A 14,848-nucleotide genomic window follows, 5' to 3' on the forward strand; every position below is an offset into this window, starting at 1 on the left:
TTAATTCTCAGTATAATCCATCTACCCTAAATTTGTAGTTTTGGGCATGCTAAAGATTGTGATTTTTGGTACCGGGAACCTCGCCAAACACCTCTACACCGCTTTTTTAAAAGCAGATGGTGTTGATGTGGTGCAGGTTGTGGGCCGCAATGTGAAAGAATTACAGCAGTTTTCCGAGTATTCCACTATTTCCAATGATTTTAATGCCATAATTGATGCAGATGTTTACTTGATAGCGGTAAAGGACGACGCCATTTCAGAAGTTTCAGAATTTTTGATGGATAAAAATGGAATCGTAGCCCACACTTCGGGCGCCATCAGTTTAAATACCATACAAGCTGCCAACAAAGGTGTTTTTTATCCGCTACAGACCTTTACCAAGGATAAAGAAGTGGATTTTTCAAACATTCCCATTTGCATTGAATCAGAAGGAAAAGATTCTTTTGAAACTTTGAATACCTTGTCTAAATCTATTTCCGAAAACGTACATTATATTGATTCAGAACAGCGAAAAAAATTGCATCTTGCGGCTGTTTTTGTGAACAACTTTACCAATTATCTTTATAGTGTTGGTGAAGAACTTTGTTTGGAAGAAGGCCTTTCTTTTGACTTATTGAAACCTTTGATCATGGAAACGGCCCATAAAATTCAGAACATGTCACCCCAGGACGCGCAGACGGGTCCGGCACGCCGTAACGATATCAAGAGTATGAAAAGCCACCAAGAACTGCTAAACAAAAAAGAACACATTACACTCTATAAATTATTGAGCCAAGCCATAATACAAGCCCATGAAGAAGAATTATAAAGAGCTATTGAGCAACATTACCACATTTGTATTTGACGTTGACGGAGTTTTTACCGATGGAACAGTTTTGATCACCACTGATGGGGAATTGCTCCGTAAAATGAGTGTTAAAGATGGCTATGCGCTAAAAACTGCAATACAAAAAGGATATAACGTCTGCATAATTACAGGCGGGACCAACCAAGGGGTAAAAGAGCGCTTAAAAGGTCTTGGGGTTACCGATTTTTATATGGGAGCCCACCACAAGCAAGAGCCATTGGAAGAATATATGGAAATTCATGGAATTGACCCACAAACCGTTGTTTACATGGGAGATGACATGCCAGATATTCCTCCTATGAAAATGGTAGCACTTGCTACTTCTCCACAAAATGCGGTGCCAGAGGTAAAGGCAATTTCTGATTATGTTTCCCATAAAAATGGTGGCGATGGCTGCGTTAGAGATATTATTGAACAGGTTTTAAAGGTTCGTGGGGACTGGAACGATAATTTTAGCGCCAAGAATGACTAAGAATCCACTCAAAGAAAAGCTCAAGGACAAAAAAATCATTCTAGGCTCCGGTTCACCAAGACGGAAAATGTTTTTGGAAGAATTGGGAATCGACTTTGAGGTACGGCCCAAATCCGTGGAAGAAATCTACCCCGAAGAACTGAGAGGGGGGGAAATATCTGAATATCTGGCCAAATTAAAGGCTACACCGTTCATGAATGATTTGGAAGACAATCAAATTGTGATTACTTCGGATACCGTAGTCTGGCACAACGGTGTATCTTTAGCGAAAGCAGCCAACCATGATGAAGCTTTTAAAATGCTTCGCACCCTCTCCGGTGATTGGCACGAGGTAATCTCATCCGTATGTTTCACTTCAAAACATTTCCAAAAAACCGTTAGTGGCGTTACCAAAGTGAAGTTGAAAGATTTTTCGGATGAAGAGATTAACTACTATATTGAAAGTTGCCAACCGTTCGATAAAGCTGGAGCTTATGGTATTCAAGAGTGGATAGGAATGATAGGCATCTCGGAAATCCAAGGGTCTTATAACAATGTGGTAGGACTTCCTACCGATTTGGTCTATGAGACCTTGATAAATCTGGTTTCTTGAGTTTGGATGCGTAACTTTACGTAAATCCTGTTTTATGAAACCTTCAGATTCAGCCAAGATATTAGTCAGTTTAGTGGCTTTTTTCCTATTGGGAGCATGCAATGACAACGGTCAAAAAACTGATGATTCCACATCTTCTACCTCACTAAAAGAAGACACTCTAAAACCGAGGACCACGCTTTCTGACGAGTTCAAAGCATATTGGTATGCCGGCGAAGCAGAAATCACATCCTATAAACTGGAACAAGCAAGATATGGTGAGCTCAGGGATGGTAAAGCTGTTTTAATTTATGTGAACGAGCCCTTTCTGCCCCAAGAACAGGTAAAGGCAAACAACAACAATCCCGAGAACATATCGGTCTTAAAATTGAATGCCACCAAAAAGTTTTTGACAGGTATTTACCCCTACTCTATTATGAGCAGCACCTTTTATCCCGTTTATGACAATCAACATGCGCTTAAAACAAGTTTATCCGTACAGGAATGGTGTGGACACGTGTATTCCCAGTTGAACAATAGGAATCAATTTGAGTTTACTTCGCATTCTTATTTTGAAGGTGAGGCAGACCAAAATTTCTCTATGGAAAAAGCAATCCTAGAAAATGAAATTTGGACCAAAATCAGAATAAACCCAGAAAATCTTCCTACCGGTGAAATTTCAATAATACCTGCTCTGGAGTATTTAAGGTTAAGGCATCAAGAAGTGAAACCATATAATGCCATTGCCCAAATTTCATCAAAAGAGGGAATTACAACCTACACTATTTCCTATCCAAATTTGGAACGAAATTTGATGATAAATTTCACGACAAACTTCCCATATTCCATCGTAAGTTGGGAGGAAGAATTTAAAAGTGGATTTGGTTCAAACGCAAAAACATTGACCACGTCCGCATCCAAAATCAAGACATTGAAAACGGCCTATTGGAAACAAAATGAAAATAAAAATCTAGTTTTAAGGGATAGTTTGGGGCTTTAAGTCCCTTTAATAACACTCGGAGAGCGTTAAAACTCTTCTAAACAAACCAATAACTGAATACAAACTACCTATATTTGATTTAACCGCTAAACGACCAACTATGAAGCATTTTTGGGTACTCCTTTCTTTAACCACATTACTAGTCACAAACTCCTTTGCCCAAAAGCCCGATAAGCCTACCTCTGCTGAGCTTTTTCATGAAATCCAAAAATTGAATTTTTTGGGAACGGCACTCTATGTTGCCGCGCATCCGGATGATGAAAATACTAGCCTTATTTCTTATATGGCCAACCATGAAAAGGCAAGAACAGTATATCTTTCCATGACACGTGGAGATGGCGGGCAAAACTTGATAGGCCCTGAATTGCGTGAACTTTTGGGAGTGTTGCGAACCCAAGAACTTTTGGCGGCAAGACATATGGATGGCGGAGAACAACGCTTTACACGCGCCAACGATTTTGGTTTTTCCAAACATCCAAAAGAGACATTGAAAATTTGGGACAAAGATAAAGTCCTGGCCGATGTAGTCTGGACAATCAGACAAATTAAACCCGATGTTATCATCAATCGTTTTGATCACAGGACCCCGGGCTCGACCCATGGACACCATACATCCTCTGCCATTTTAAGTATGGAGGCATTTGATTTGGCTAATGACCCCAATGTTTATTCCGAGCAATTGGAACAGACAACCACATGGCAGCCAAAGCGCATTTTCTACAACACATCTTGGTGGCAATACGGAAGTCAAGAAGCATTTGAACAAGTGGACAAATCAGGTATGGTAAGTTTGGATGTTGGCACCTACTATCCGGAACTAGGGCTTTCCAATAACGAAATAGCTTCAATGGCGAGAAGTCAACACCTCTGTCAAGGGTTTGGTAGGCTGACTGATAGGGGTTCCGATATGGAATACATTGAGCTTTTAAAAGGCGATATGCCTAAAAACAATGACGTTTTTGAGGGTATCAATACAACCTGGTCCCGAGTAAAAGGAGGCGAGGCAGTAGGAGATATTTTGTACAAGGTGGAGGCCAATTTTGATTTCCAGGACCCATCCAAGCACATTCCCGAACTTGTCAAGGCCTATCAATTACTTCAAAAAGTTGAGGATAAGCACTGGAGAACCCTTAAATCGGAAGAGTTAAAAAATATAATTTCGGCCGCTGCAGGATTATATTTGGAGGCCAGTTCAGCAAGTGCTTCCACAACTCCGGGCAGCAAAGCAACAATCAATATTGAAACTATCAATAGATCATCGCAAAATGTCACTTTAAAAGATATTCAAATTGTTGGGGCCGGTGCCAAACTAACACCGAATAAGGTTTTGGGAGACAATCAAAAGGAGAATTTCGAGGTTAACTTTACTGTACCCGCAAACACCCCTTACACTAGTCCATATTGGTTGAACGAACCTGGAACTTTGGGGACCTATACGGTAAATAACCAAAGCCTAATTGGCAAACCCGAAACCCCAAGTGCCTTTAAGGCAATTTTCAATCTGGAAATCGATGGTGTGGAAATTCCATTCGAGAAATCAGTCGTCCACCGCTACTCTAAGCCCGATAGAGGAGAATTGTATGAGCCATTTGCTATTTTGCCCGAGGTTACCTCCAAAATTGATGAGAAAGTCTTGATATTCGCCAATTCCGACACAAAAAGCGTACAGGTAAAAATCAGAGCCGGAAAAAATGATGTGTCAGGTACAGTGGAATTGAATCATCCTTCTGGCTGGGCAGTTTCTCCAAACAGCATTCCATTCTCCATAGCCCAGAAAGGTGAGGAAATTTCAGTAATATTTGAGGTTACCCCTCCAAGTAATGAAAGTGAAGGAAAAATTGAACCTAAAGTAAGCGTCGGCAGTAAAATTTATGGAGATGAACTTGTAGAAATTGATTACAATCATATTCCAAAACAATCTATTCTGCTTCCTTCAGAAGCCAAAGTGGTTCGTATGGATATAAGAAAATCTGGTGAGCACATTGCCTATATTATGGGTGCGGGAGACAATGTTCCCGAAAGTTTGGAACAAATCGGTTACCAAGTACATGTAGTAGACCCAAACGACATCCATAATGGAGATTTGGACAAGTATGATGCTGTAGTTGTGGGCATCAGGGCCTACAATGTTGTGGACGCCCTAAAGTTCAAGCAACCCGTTTTGTTTGACTATGTCAAGAATGGTGGCACTATGATCGTTCAGTATAACACAGCAGGAAGATGGGCAAGTCAATTTGAAAATATTGCACCTTACGAGGTCACCCTTTCCCGCGACAGGGTTACTGACGAGAATGCAGAGGTAAAAATATTGGCACCCAACAATTCATTGGTAAACTTTCCAAACACCATCACGGAAAAAGATTTTGATGGATGGGTGCAGGAACGGGGACTGTATTACCCAAGCCAATGGAGCTCAGAGTTTACGCCTATCCTCTCCATGCAAGATGAAGGTGAAACAGAAAAACAGGGCAGCCTTATAGTAGCACCATATGGAGAAGGTCACTATATTTACACAGGACTGAGCTTTTTCAGGGAATTGCCTGTTGGGGTTTCGGGAGCATATAAACTGTTTGCAAATATGCTTTCCATAGGAAAAGATGAAGTAAAAAGCGACAATAATGTCAAAGGATAATATGGATACCAAATTCGAATGGAAGAAAGAATACAGCATTGTTATTCTTTTGAATGCCATATATATTTTAGTGTTTTACCTCATAATGATATTAAACAATTAAACCCTGAATGGCATTACTCGATTGGATTATTCTTGGTAGTACCCTGATTTTTATCGTTGCTTACGGTGTTTGGAAAACCCGTGGCAACAATAGTGTAGACGATTATGTTCGCGGAGGTGACGATGTAAAATGGTGGACCATTGGCTTATCCGTAATGGCAACACAGGCAAGTGCCATCACATTTTTGTCCACTCCCGGCCAAGCCTTCCACGACGGTATGGGGTTTGTTCAATTCTATTTTGGACTTCCCTTGGCCATGATTGTCATTTGTTTGGTATTTATCCCCATTTATAAAAAGCTAAAGGTATTCACCGCTTACGAGATGCTCGAAGGTCGTTTTGATCTCAAGACACGTACACTAACCGCCCTACTATTTTTGGTACAACGTGGTTTGGCAGCAGGGATTACCATTTTTGCGCCTTCAATAATCCTCTCCGCCGTTTTGGGGTGGGACTTGAGAACTTTGAACATAATCATAGGTATTTCGGTGATTATCTATACTGTTTCGGGAGGTACCAAAGCGGTAAGTGTTACACAAAAGCAACAGATGTTCATCATAATGCTGGGAATGTTTTTTGCGTTTTTCTTTATTTTGGGAGCTCTTCCCACCGATATTTCTTTTGATAAAGCTTTAAAAATAGCCGGGGCGAACAACAAACTCAACATTCTTGATTTTTCTTTTGACACCAACAATAGATACACATTTTGGAGTGGAATCACAGGTGGTTTCTTTTTGGCCTTGGCCTATTTTGGGACAGATCAAAGCCAAGTACAACGCTATTTGTCCGGTAGGAGTGTTAAAGAAAGTCAATGGGCATTGATTTTTAATGGAATTTTTAAAATTCCAATGCAGTTTTTCATCCTTTTGGTGGGTGCTATGGTTTTTGTCTTCTACCAGTATAATTCTTCGCCATTGAACTTTAACCCTGCTGCCACCGAAGCTATCATGCAGTCAGATTACGCCAATGATTATCAAGCCCTTGAGAGCGACCATAAAGAATTGGAAAAGGAAAAACGCATGGCACAACATTCCTTTTCCGCTGCACTAGAATTAAAGGAATACAATGCCATTGAACAGGCCAAACAGGATATCATAAAAATCAATGAAAAAGAAACAGCAAATAGAGAAACTGCCAAGGACCTGATTGCAAAAGCAGATGCAACGGTGGAGACCAACGACAAAGATTATGTTTTTATCCATTTTATACTGAATAACCTACCTGTGGGACTAATTGGTCTTCTTTTGGCCGTTATACTCTCAGCCGCCATGTCATCAACAGCTTCTGAGTTGAATGCGCTTGGCACCATTACCGCATTGGACCTATACAAAAGGAACGTAAGAAAAAAGCATGGCCAAGAACATTATTTAAAGGCAACCAAGGCCTTTACCCTACTATGGGGAATAATTGCTATCATAATTGCAAACGTTGCCAGTCTCTTTGATAATTTGATTCAGCTGGTTAACATCATAGGTTCCATTTTTTATGGAAATGTGCTTGGTATTTTTTTACTGGCTTTCTTTCTTAAGTTCGTAAAGGGAAATGCGGTGTTTGTAGCGGCCATAGTTACCCAAATAATTGTGATCATTGGCTGGTATTTGGACTGGATGTCCTATCTATGGTTGAATGCTTTCGGGTGTGTTTTGGTAATTCTGTTGGCAATAATCACACAATTGTTCGATAACTTCTTGGGCAATTCTCCCATTGAACAATAAAAAACCCACTAAAAAGTGGGCTTCTTTATTATTTAAAAATAGGATCTAATTACATTTCGGCCCACTCCTTTAAAGAGTCCTTGTTCATTTTTACATAATCTTGGTTGCCAGCGGCCTGAGCAGCAGCCATGGATTTTTTAGCAGCTTCGATAGCAGCCTTTTTATCGCCCATTTTTGCGTAAATCAACGATTGTGTGCGCATCATCCAAAATGCCTTGCCATCACCCATTTCAACGGCCTTATCAACCCATTCTTTTGCCTGTTCCATATTCATGCCCTCGGCAAAATAATAGGAACCTGCGGCAAAATAATCATTGGCGGTCAGGTCCTCTTTGTTCGCCATGGTCGCCTCGATGCTTTTAATCGCCTTGTCCACAGTTGGAACAACAAATTTTACCCCTACATAGGTATTCTCCCACATAATTCCAAGAGTTCCTCCGTTATTGTGAAGGTCATCAAAAGTAATGGTGAAAGTTTCAATGGGCATTGGAATGTCAAATGTTTCAACTTTTACTGTAGCAGCAACTTTAGAGGCATCCCATTCCTGTGGAGTCCCCCAATTGTCAGTTGCAGTGTAAAAGAAAACTTCCCAAACCGCCTCATCCGGCCTTGTATAAATGGCATAGGTGCCTGCTTTCAATTCCTTTCCCTCCACAATAACATCGTCACTAAAGGAAATTGTAGTGTTTTCATTGGCGCCAGTTCTCCAAATAGCTCCAAAAGGAACCAAATCGCCAAATACCTTTCTTCCCTTCATTGCGGGACGGGAATATTTAACGGTAACATCGGTCAATCCCACTTTTTGCTCCAAAGTTGAAGCAGGACTGGGTGCTGGTGTCTGTATTTGTGCTTGTAGCGAAAAACACATAGACACCGCAAACAATAAGAGTGTAAAATTTTTCATAGTTGTTGTATAAAATTAAATGTTCAGCAAATCAAAATTAAGATAAAGCGATGCTCTATTTGTTAATTAAATCTTAAAACAAAAATAAGGATTAATTGCTTTCATTTTAATTTTTGTTTAACTATTTATTATTTTTATTAAACATTTTACTACTATCTTTGTATAAACTCGTTAAGATGCAACTGTATCAATTGAAATCTAGGCAAGTATTTCCCATAAGCAAAAAGAGGGCTTGGGACTTTTTATCTGACCCAAAAAACCTAGCAGTAATAACACCTCAACACATGGGTTTCCATATTTTGGCCGGTGCGGATAGACCAATGTTCCAAGGCCAAGTGATACAATATATAGTAAAACCATTTCCTTTTGTTTCCACTAAATGGGTTACTGAGATAACCCATGTTAAAGAAGGTGAATATTTTGTGGACGAGCAGCGTTTTGGCCCCTACTCCCTTTGGCACCACAAACACTTTTTAAAAGAAGTTCCCGAAGGGGTGGAAATGGAGGATATTATCGATTACAAATTGCCTTTCGGCTTTTTGGGACAACTCGTCCATCCCATATTGGTGAAAAGACAACTACAAAAGATTTTTGAATTTCGAGAGAAAAAACTTGCTGAGCTATTCGGTGAGGTGGAAGGAAAAGAAAACTATTTAAACATCAGAAAAGTTTAAAATGAAGAAGAATATATTATTGATTGGTGGTTCCTATGGCATAGGTTTGGAGATGGCAAAAAAGCTTTCCAAAGAAAATCAGGTATTTGTCGCCAGTAGAACTAATGAGCAACTTTCAAGCGTGGACGTTACCCACATTTCTTTTGATGTTCTAAACGAAGATATCTCCGAAAAATCTATCCCCGAAAAGCTCGACGGCTTTGTCTACTGTCCTGGCAGCATCAACCTGAAGCCGTTCAAAACCATGGGGGTCGATACCATTCAAAAGGATATGGGGATCAATTTTATTGCCTTGGCCAAAACAGTCAAATCCATCATCAATAGAATGAACGAAGGTTCCAGCATGGTATTCTTTAGCACCGTAGCAGTTGGTACTGGAATGCCTTTTCATACCAGTGTTTCGGCAGCCAAAGGAGCTATCGAAGGTTTTGCACGGGCCTTGGCTGCCGAATATGCTCCTAAAATTAGAGTGAATGTTATAGCTCCTTCTTTAGTAGACACGCCTTTATCGGAACGATTGTTGAACAACGAAAAGAAAAAAGAGATGATGTCGGAAAGACACCCCTTGAAAAGAGTCGGCAGCACAACGGATATAGCTAATATGGCCACCTTTTTATTAGACTCCGATAATTCATGGATAACAGGACAGGTTATCGGAGTTGATGGCGGAATGTCCAGCTTAAACGTAAATTCATGAAAGATAAAATCAATATTTTTTGGTTTAGGCGAGATTTGCGTCTGGATGATAACGTTGGATTATATCAAGCACTTCAAGATGATGTCCCCGTATTGCCTATATTCATTTTTGATTCCGAAATACTGGAAAGCCTCCCAAAAGATGATGCAAGGGTAACCTTTATAAACGAACAACTCCAAAAAATAAGTAATCAATTAGGTGTTAACCACGATGGCGGAATAGCACAGTTTCACGATACACCCAAAAAAGTTTTCAAACAATTATTGGAAGACTATAACATTGAAGCCGTTTACACCAACCATGATTATGAGCCTTATGCTAAAGAGCGCGATAAGGAAATAAAATCCTTTTTGGAGAAAAACGATGTCCAGTTCAACACGTTTAAAGATCAGGTAATTTTTGAAAAGGACGAAGTGGTAAAAGATGATGGAGACCCCTATGTGGTGTACACCCCATTCATGAAGAAGTGGAAAGAAAATTTTAATCCGTCCATACACTTGGTAGAGTACGATACCTTGAACGACCTTAACAAAAAATTACATCAGTCCAAGAACTTGCCCCGACTTTCATTGGAAGATATAGGGTTTAAGGAATCCTCCATTAAAGTCCCCGATTTCACGGTCACTTCCGATTTGATTCAGAAATATGAAGATACACGGGACTATCCCGCAAAGGAAAAAGGAACCTCCCGATTGGGACCACACTTGCGGTTTGGAACTGTTTCCATCCGTAAAATGGTCAAAAAAGCAATAGATGAAAAAAACGAGATCTTTTGGAACGAACTGATTTGGCGAGAGTTTTTTATGCAGATTCTCTGGCATTTTCCACATACAGTCAATGAAGCATTCCGGGCCAAATACGACAGAATCGAATGGCGCAACAACGAGGATGAATTCAAAAAATGGAAAAATGGAAAAACAGGATACCCATTGGTAGATGCAGGAATGCGGGAGCTGAATAAAACCGGTTATATGCACAATCGGGTGCGCATGCTTGTTGCTAGCTTTCTATGCAAACATCTTTTAATCGATTGGCGATGGGGCGAAGCTTATTTTGCCGAAAAACTTCTCGATTATGAAATGGCCAGTAACGTGGGTAACTGGCAATGGGCCGCAGGCAGCGGTGTAGATGCGGCACCCTATTTCAGAATTTTTAATCCCACTACACAGATTAAAAAATTTGATAAGGATAAGAAATACATCAATAAATGGGTTCCAGACCTTCAAGAAATGGATTATCCCGAGCCTATTGTCGACCATAAAATGGCCCGCGAGCGATGCCTAAAAACGTATAAAGAAGCGGTAAGTTGAAGCTTTTTCGTTAATTTTAGTTCTCTGTTGGGACGATTTTGTTTTATCTCAAAAAAACTAGGTCAAATCAACAGGACATAACTAACTCAAAACCTTAAAAATGAAAAAACTTTCAACCTTACTCCTTTTGGGATTGGTGTCGCTTAACCTATCCGCCCAGAAGATGTCCAAGGACAAAAAAGCCGTTGTTGCTTCCGTGGAAAAACACAAAGAAAACTTGATTAAAATCAGTGATTCCATTTGGGCCTTAGCCGAAACTGCTTTTGAAGAATCCATTTCTGCCGAATTGCTTGCCGATTATGCCGAAGAAAATGGAATGACCGTTACCCGTGGTGTTGCGGACATTCCAACGGCATTTATCGCCACTTACGGTTCCGGTTCGCCTGTAATCAGTGTGTTGGGCGAGTTTGATGCCCTCCCTGGACTTTCACAAAACACCGTTCCCTCTAAAGACCCCAGAATCGAGGGCGAACCTGGGCATGGTTGCGGACATAACATGTTCGGTGCCGCCAGTTTGGGAGCGGCCATTGCCATTAAGGAACAAATTGAAGCGGGTACAATTAAGGGAACCGTAAAATTCTTTGGAACTCCCGCGGAAGAAAAGTTTTTCGGAAAAGTTTGGATGGTAGAGGCCGGACTTTGGGACGATGTTGATGTGAATGTAAGCTGGCACCCCTCCGCCGAAATCGAAGCCGATGTACAGAGTGGTTTGGCTTTGGTGGATTTTATGGTAGAATTTTATGGACAAGCCGCTCACGCTTCCGCCGACCCATGGAATGGCCGTAGTGCTTCCGATGCCTTGGAATTGTACACTACAGGAATCAATTACTATAGAGAACATATTAAACCTACATCGCGCATCCACTATCACATTCAAGATGGCGGACAAGTGGTAAATGTGGTTCCCGACTACTCAAGGTTATGGGTACGTGTTCGTGATCCAAAGAGGGATGTAATGTTACCAACTTTTGAGCGTGTTAAAGCTATGGCCGAAGGTGCCGCTATTATGGCCAATGTCGAGTACAAATACTCATTGATTTCAGGTATTTACGAAACTTTGGTAAATCGTGAAGGCGGTAAGATCATGCAGAATAATTTGGAGCTTTTAGGCCCGATTACTTACACTGACGAAGAGATTACCTATGGTAAAGCCATTCAAGAAGCGACCGGAAAGCCACAAGTGGGCATGGATGGAGAGGTTCATCCCCTAAAGGAGACGCAGGCACTTCCTGGCGGAGGTTCTACCGATGTGGGTGATGTAAGCTGGAACGTACCAAACATTAATCTCGGGGTTACTGTTGCTCCAAAAGATACGCCATGGCACTCTTGGGCAGTCGTTGCCTGTGGAGGAATGAGCATTGGCCATAAAGGAATGATCTATGCTTCCAAAGCAATGGGCATGACCATGCTAGATTTATTTGATGACCCTAAATTGGTAGAAAAAGTAAAAGAAGAATATAAAACAAGAAAAGGTGATGTTAAATATGAGGCCATGATCGATGGCCCACCACCGATTCCTGGTAAATAATTAAATTATAATTTATTTGAAAAGCCTGCGCCCCCGCAGGCTTTTGATCTTAATAAAATTAAAAACAACGCTATGAAAAATCCCGTTATACAAACCTTTCCATTGAGTTCTCCTTGGCAAACCTTAGACCCATTTTTGTTCAGTGTGTACCATTTGGACCATTTTCCAAAAGGAAACGGTGATATGGGACCAGACGAGTCCTTGCTAAAAGGTAGAAGTCTGGGAAGCGATTTTAATCCCAGTGCCAAATGGCGTATGTACCATGGTCAAACAATTCCCGGGTTTCCCTTCCATCCACATTGTGGCTTTGAAACCATTACCATCGTAAATAAGGGTTTCTGCGACCATTCCGATTCCCTTGGGGCCGCCGGTAGATTTGGCAAGGGCGACGTACAATGGATGACCGCAGGAAGAGGTGTACAACATTCGGAAATGTTTCCTCTGCTAAAAGATGATGAGGAAAACACGTTGGAACTTTTTCAAATTTGGTTGAACCTACCTAAAGTCGGAAAGTTTGTGGACCCACATTTTAAAATGCTCTGGAACGAGGATATTCCGATGATTGAAGAGGAAAACGCCAAAATAAAAGTCGTAGCGGGTACTTACAAAAACGTGAACCCAATTGACCCCGCTCCCGATTCATGGGCAGCCAATCCAGATAACGAGGTAGCTGTTTGGAACATTCATGTAGATTCAGATTCGGAATACACGTTGCCAAAGGCAAATTCTCCTGAAGTAAACCGTGTGCTCTATTTTTATGACGGTGATGAAATTTTTATCGGGGGCCAAAAAATCAATCCAAATTTTGGAATTGTTTTGAACCCAACGCAAGATGTGAACATCAAAATAGGTTCTAAAACAGCGCATTTTATGATACTGCAAGGAAAACCCATTGATGAACCTGTCGCCAAATACGGACCTTTTGTGATGAACACGCAAGAAGAAATTCAAAAAGTAATGGAGGATTACCGCCTTACGCAGTTTGGAGGATGGCCATGGCCGCATCCGGACAATGTGCATGACAAGGACAGGGGACGTTTCGCACTTTATCCAGATGGGAAATTGGTAGAGAAGTAATCAGATTACACCCTCACAATATTTGCCCCAATGGCACGCAAGCGTTCATCGATGTTTTCGTAACCACGATCAATCTGTTCGATATTATGTATGGTGGAAGTTCCCTTGGCGGAAAGGGCCGCGATCAAAAGGGACACTCCTGCCCTAATATCGGGGGATACCATGGTGGTGGACTTTAGTGTAGATTTGAAATCATGCCCTATCACTGTTGCCCGGTGAGGGTCACAAAGAATAATCTTTGCTCCCATATCAATAAGTTTGTCCACAAAGAACAAACGGCTTTCGAACATTTTTTGATGGATAAGCACCTCTCCCTTGGCCTGTGTTGCCACAACCAAAATGATACTCAACAAATCCGGGGTAAGTCCTGGCCACGGAGCATCTGCGATGGTCAAGATAGATCCATCGATAAAGTTTTGTATCTCGTAACCGTCTTCATGTTTTGGGATAAAAATATCATCTCCTTTTCTTTCCACGGTTATTCCCAGCTTACGGAACACATTGGGAATTACGCCCAAATCGTCCCAGCTCACATTCTTAATGGTAAGTTCACTCTGGGTCATGGCGGCCAAACCTATCCAGCTACCAATTTCTATCATATCGGGCAACATGGTATGTTCGGTACCTCCCAAAGAATCCACCCCCTCAATGGTCAACAAGTTGGAACCGATACCAGAGATTTTAGCCCCCATACGGTTCAGCATCTTGCATAATTGCTGCAGATAAGGTTCGCAAGCGGCATTATAAATGGTGGTAGTACCTTCGGCCAAAACTGCGGCCATTACAATATTGGCCGTTCCCGTGACCGATGCTTCATCCAAAAGCATATAGGTCCCTTTTAGTTTATCGGCCTCTACCCCATAAAAATGGTCTTCTTTATTGTAACGGAACTGTGCTCCCAATTTAATGAAACCTTCAAAATGGGTATCCAGTCTTCTTCTTCCTATTTTATCTCCTCCTGGTTTTGGAATATATCCCTTTCCGAATCTTGCCAAAAGTGGACCAACCAACATTATGGACCCTCTTAGTCCCCTTCCATCTTCTTTAAACTTTGCAGATTGTAGATAATCCAGGTTTACATCGTCTGCCTTGAAAGTATACGACCCCTTGCCTTTCTTTTGAATCTTTACACCTAAATCTTCTAAAAGGGCAATAAGTTTATTGACATCTACAATGTCGGGTATGTTATTTATGGTAATTTTTTCTTCTGAAAGTAAAACAGCGCAAAGAATCTGTAGTGCTTCGTTCTTTGCCCCTTGAGGTGTAATTTCACCATGCAATTGGTGCCCACCTTCTATTCGAAATGTACCCATGAATTC

Annotated in this window: 13 protein-coding genes; 11 read left to right on the forward strand and 2 right to left on the reverse strand. The window is 41.1% G+C overall.

What is annotated here, in order from left to right:
* The first annotated feature begins 46 nt into the window (after positions 1–46).
* The 6 genes from GUA46_RS13125 (at position 47) to GUA46_RS13150 (ending at position 7,339) form a co-directional block, all read left to right on the forward strand.
* On the forward strand, positions 47–808 hold the full coding sequence (locus GUA46_RS13125; protein WP_176620874.1) for a Rossmann-like and DUF2520 domain-containing protein: 762 nt from the start codon (positions 47–49) through the stop codon (positions 806–808).
* Positions 792–1,319 (forward strand): KdsC family phosphatase, encoded by a 528-nt coding sequence (locus GUA46_RS13130; RefSeq protein ID WP_108244182.1) that lies wholly within the window; start codon positions 792–794, stop codon positions 1,317–1,319. The genes GUA46_RS13125 and GUA46_RS13130 overlap by 17 nt, the downstream gene beginning before the upstream one ends.
* Positions 1,312–1,911 carry a Maf family nucleotide pyrophosphatase gene (locus tag GUA46_RS13135; protein WP_176620875.1) on the forward strand — a complete coding sequence of 200 codons (600 nt, stop codon included), beginning with the start codon at positions 1,312–1,314 and terminating at the stop codon, positions 1,909–1,911. The genes GUA46_RS13130 and GUA46_RS13135 overlap by 8 nt, the downstream gene beginning before the upstream one ends.
* 34 nt (positions 1,912–1,945) lie before the next feature.
* A complete protein-coding gene (locus GUA46_RS13140; protein WP_176620876.1) occupies positions 1,946–2,890 on the forward strand; it encodes a septum formation inhibitor Maf in 945 nt (314 codons plus the stop codon).
* Between the two features lie 100 nt (positions 2,891–2,990).
* Positions 2,991–5,522 carry a PIG-L family deacetylase gene (locus GUA46_RS13145; protein WP_176620877.1) on the forward strand — a complete coding sequence of 844 codons (2,532 nt, stop codon included), beginning with the start codon at positions 2,991–2,993 and terminating at the stop codon, positions 5,520–5,522.
* A gap of 110 nt (positions 5,523–5,632) precedes the next feature.
* A complete protein-coding gene (locus tag GUA46_RS13150) occupies positions 5,633–7,339 on the forward strand; it encodes a sodium:solute symporter family transporter (RefSeq protein WP_176620878.1) in 1,707 nt (568 codons plus the stop codon).
* A gap of 49 nt (positions 7,340–7,388) precedes the next feature.
* Here the strand turns inward: GUA46_RS13150 and GUA46_RS13155 are convergent, their stop codons facing one another.
* Complete coding sequence (locus tag GUA46_RS13155; protein WP_176620879.1) at positions 7,389–8,243, reverse strand: DUF2911 domain-containing protein; 855 nt, start codon at positions 8,241–8,243, stop codon at positions 7,389–7,391.
* A 176-nt stretch (positions 8,244–8,419) separates the two neighbouring features.
* On the opposite strand from GUA46_RS13155, the gene GUA46_RS13160 reads away from it, so the two are divergent.
* The 5 genes from GUA46_RS13160 (at position 8,420) to GUA46_RS13180 (ending at position 13,529) form a co-directional block, all read left to right on the forward strand.
* The gene (locus tag GUA46_RS13160; RefSeq protein WP_176620880.1) at positions 8,420–8,917 is read left to right on the forward strand and encodes an SRPBCC family protein; all 498 of its coding nucleotides are present in this window, start codon (positions 8,420–8,422) and stop codon (positions 8,915–8,917) included.
* Between the two features lies 1 nt (position 8,918).
* Positions 8,919–9,614 carry an SDR family NAD(P)-dependent oxidoreductase gene (locus GUA46_RS13165; protein WP_176620881.1) on the forward strand — a complete coding sequence of 232 codons (696 nt, stop codon included), beginning with the start codon at positions 8,919–8,921 and terminating at the stop codon, positions 9,612–9,614.
* The gene (locus GUA46_RS13170; RefSeq protein WP_176620882.1) at positions 9,611–10,924 is read left to right on the forward strand and encodes a cryptochrome/photolyase family protein; all 1,314 of its coding nucleotides are present in this window, start codon (positions 9,611–9,613) and stop codon (positions 10,922–10,924) included. The genes GUA46_RS13165 and GUA46_RS13170 overlap by 4 nt, the downstream gene beginning before the upstream one ends.
* Before the next feature lie 100 nt (positions 10,925–11,024).
* Positions 11,025–12,452: an amidohydrolase gene (locus GUA46_RS13175; protein WP_176620883.1), complete on the forward strand. Its 1,428-nt coding sequence runs from the start codon at positions 11,025–11,027 to the stop codon at positions 12,450–12,452.
* 72 nt (positions 12,453–12,524) lie between these two features.
* Positions 12,525–13,529: a pirin family protein gene (locus tag GUA46_RS13180; protein WP_176620884.1), complete on the forward strand. Its 1,005-nt coding sequence runs from the start codon at positions 12,525–12,527 to the stop codon at positions 13,527–13,529.
* Positions 13,530–13,534: 5 nt separating this feature from the next.
* Here the strand turns inward: GUA46_RS13180 and murA are convergent, their stop codons facing one another.
* On the reverse strand, positions 13,535–14,842 hold the full coding sequence (gene murA / locus GUA46_RS13185) for a UDP-N-acetylglucosamine 1-carboxyvinyltransferase (RefSeq protein WP_108244194.1): 1,308 nt from the start codon (positions 14,840–14,842) through the stop codon (positions 13,535–13,537).
* Positions 14,843–14,848 lie beyond the last annotated feature (6 nt).

This window comes from Flagellimonas chongwuensis, from assembly GCF_013376415.1.
GTDB lineage: Bacteria > Bacteroidota > Bacteroidia > Flavobacteriales > Flavobacteriaceae > Flagellimonas > Flagellimonas chongwuensis.

Bases quoted from the DNA above. Each gene is read 5' to 3' on its own strand.
- GUA46_RS13135 (WP_176620875.1), top strand. From the start codon at position 1,312: ATGACTAAGAATCCACTCAAAGAAAAGCTCAAGGACAAAAAAATCATT.
- GUA46_RS13170 (WP_176620882.1), top strand. From the start codon at position 9,611: ATGAAAGATAAAATCAATATTTTTTGGTTTAGGCGAGATTTGCGTCTG.
- GUA46_RS13165 (WP_176620881.1), top strand. From the start codon at position 8,919: ATGAAGAAGAATATATTATTGATTGGTGGTTCCTATGGCATAGGTTTG.
- GUA46_RS13140 (WP_176620876.1), top strand. From the start codon at position 1,946: ATGAAACCTTCAGATTCAGCCAAGATATTAGTCAGTTTAGTGGCTTTT.
- murA (WP_108244194.1), bottom strand. From the start codon at position 14,842: ATGGGTACATTTCGAATAGAAGGTGGGCACCAATTGCATGGTGAAATT.
- GUA46_RS13130 (WP_108244182.1), top strand. From the start codon at position 792: ATGAAGAAGAATTATAAAGAGCTATTGAGCAACATTACCACATTTGTA.
- GUA46_RS13175 (WP_176620883.1), top strand. From the start codon at position 11,025: ATGAAAAAACTTTCAACCTTACTCCTTTTGGGATTGGTGTCGCTTAAC.
- GUA46_RS13155 (WP_176620879.1), bottom strand. From the start codon at position 8,243: ATGAAAAATTTTACACTCTTATTGTTTGCGGTGTCTATGTGTTTTTCG.
- GUA46_RS13160 (WP_176620880.1), top strand. From the start codon at position 8,420: ATGCAACTGTATCAATTGAAATCTAGGCAAGTATTTCCCATAAGCAAA.
- GUA46_RS13180 (WP_176620884.1), top strand. From the start codon at position 12,525: ATGAAAAATCCCGTTATACAAACCTTTCCATTGAGTTCTCCTTGGCAA.
- GUA46_RS13150 (WP_176620878.1), top strand. From the start codon at position 5,633: ATGGCATTACTCGATTGGATTATTCTTGGTAGTACCCTGATTTTTATC.
- GUA46_RS13145 (WP_176620877.1), top strand. From the start codon at position 2,991: ATGAAGCATTTTTGGGTACTCCTTTCTTTAACCACATTACTAGTCACA.
- GUA46_RS13125 (WP_176620874.1), top strand. From the start codon at position 47: ATGCTAAAGATTGTGATTTTTGGTACCGGGAACCTCGCCAAACACCTC.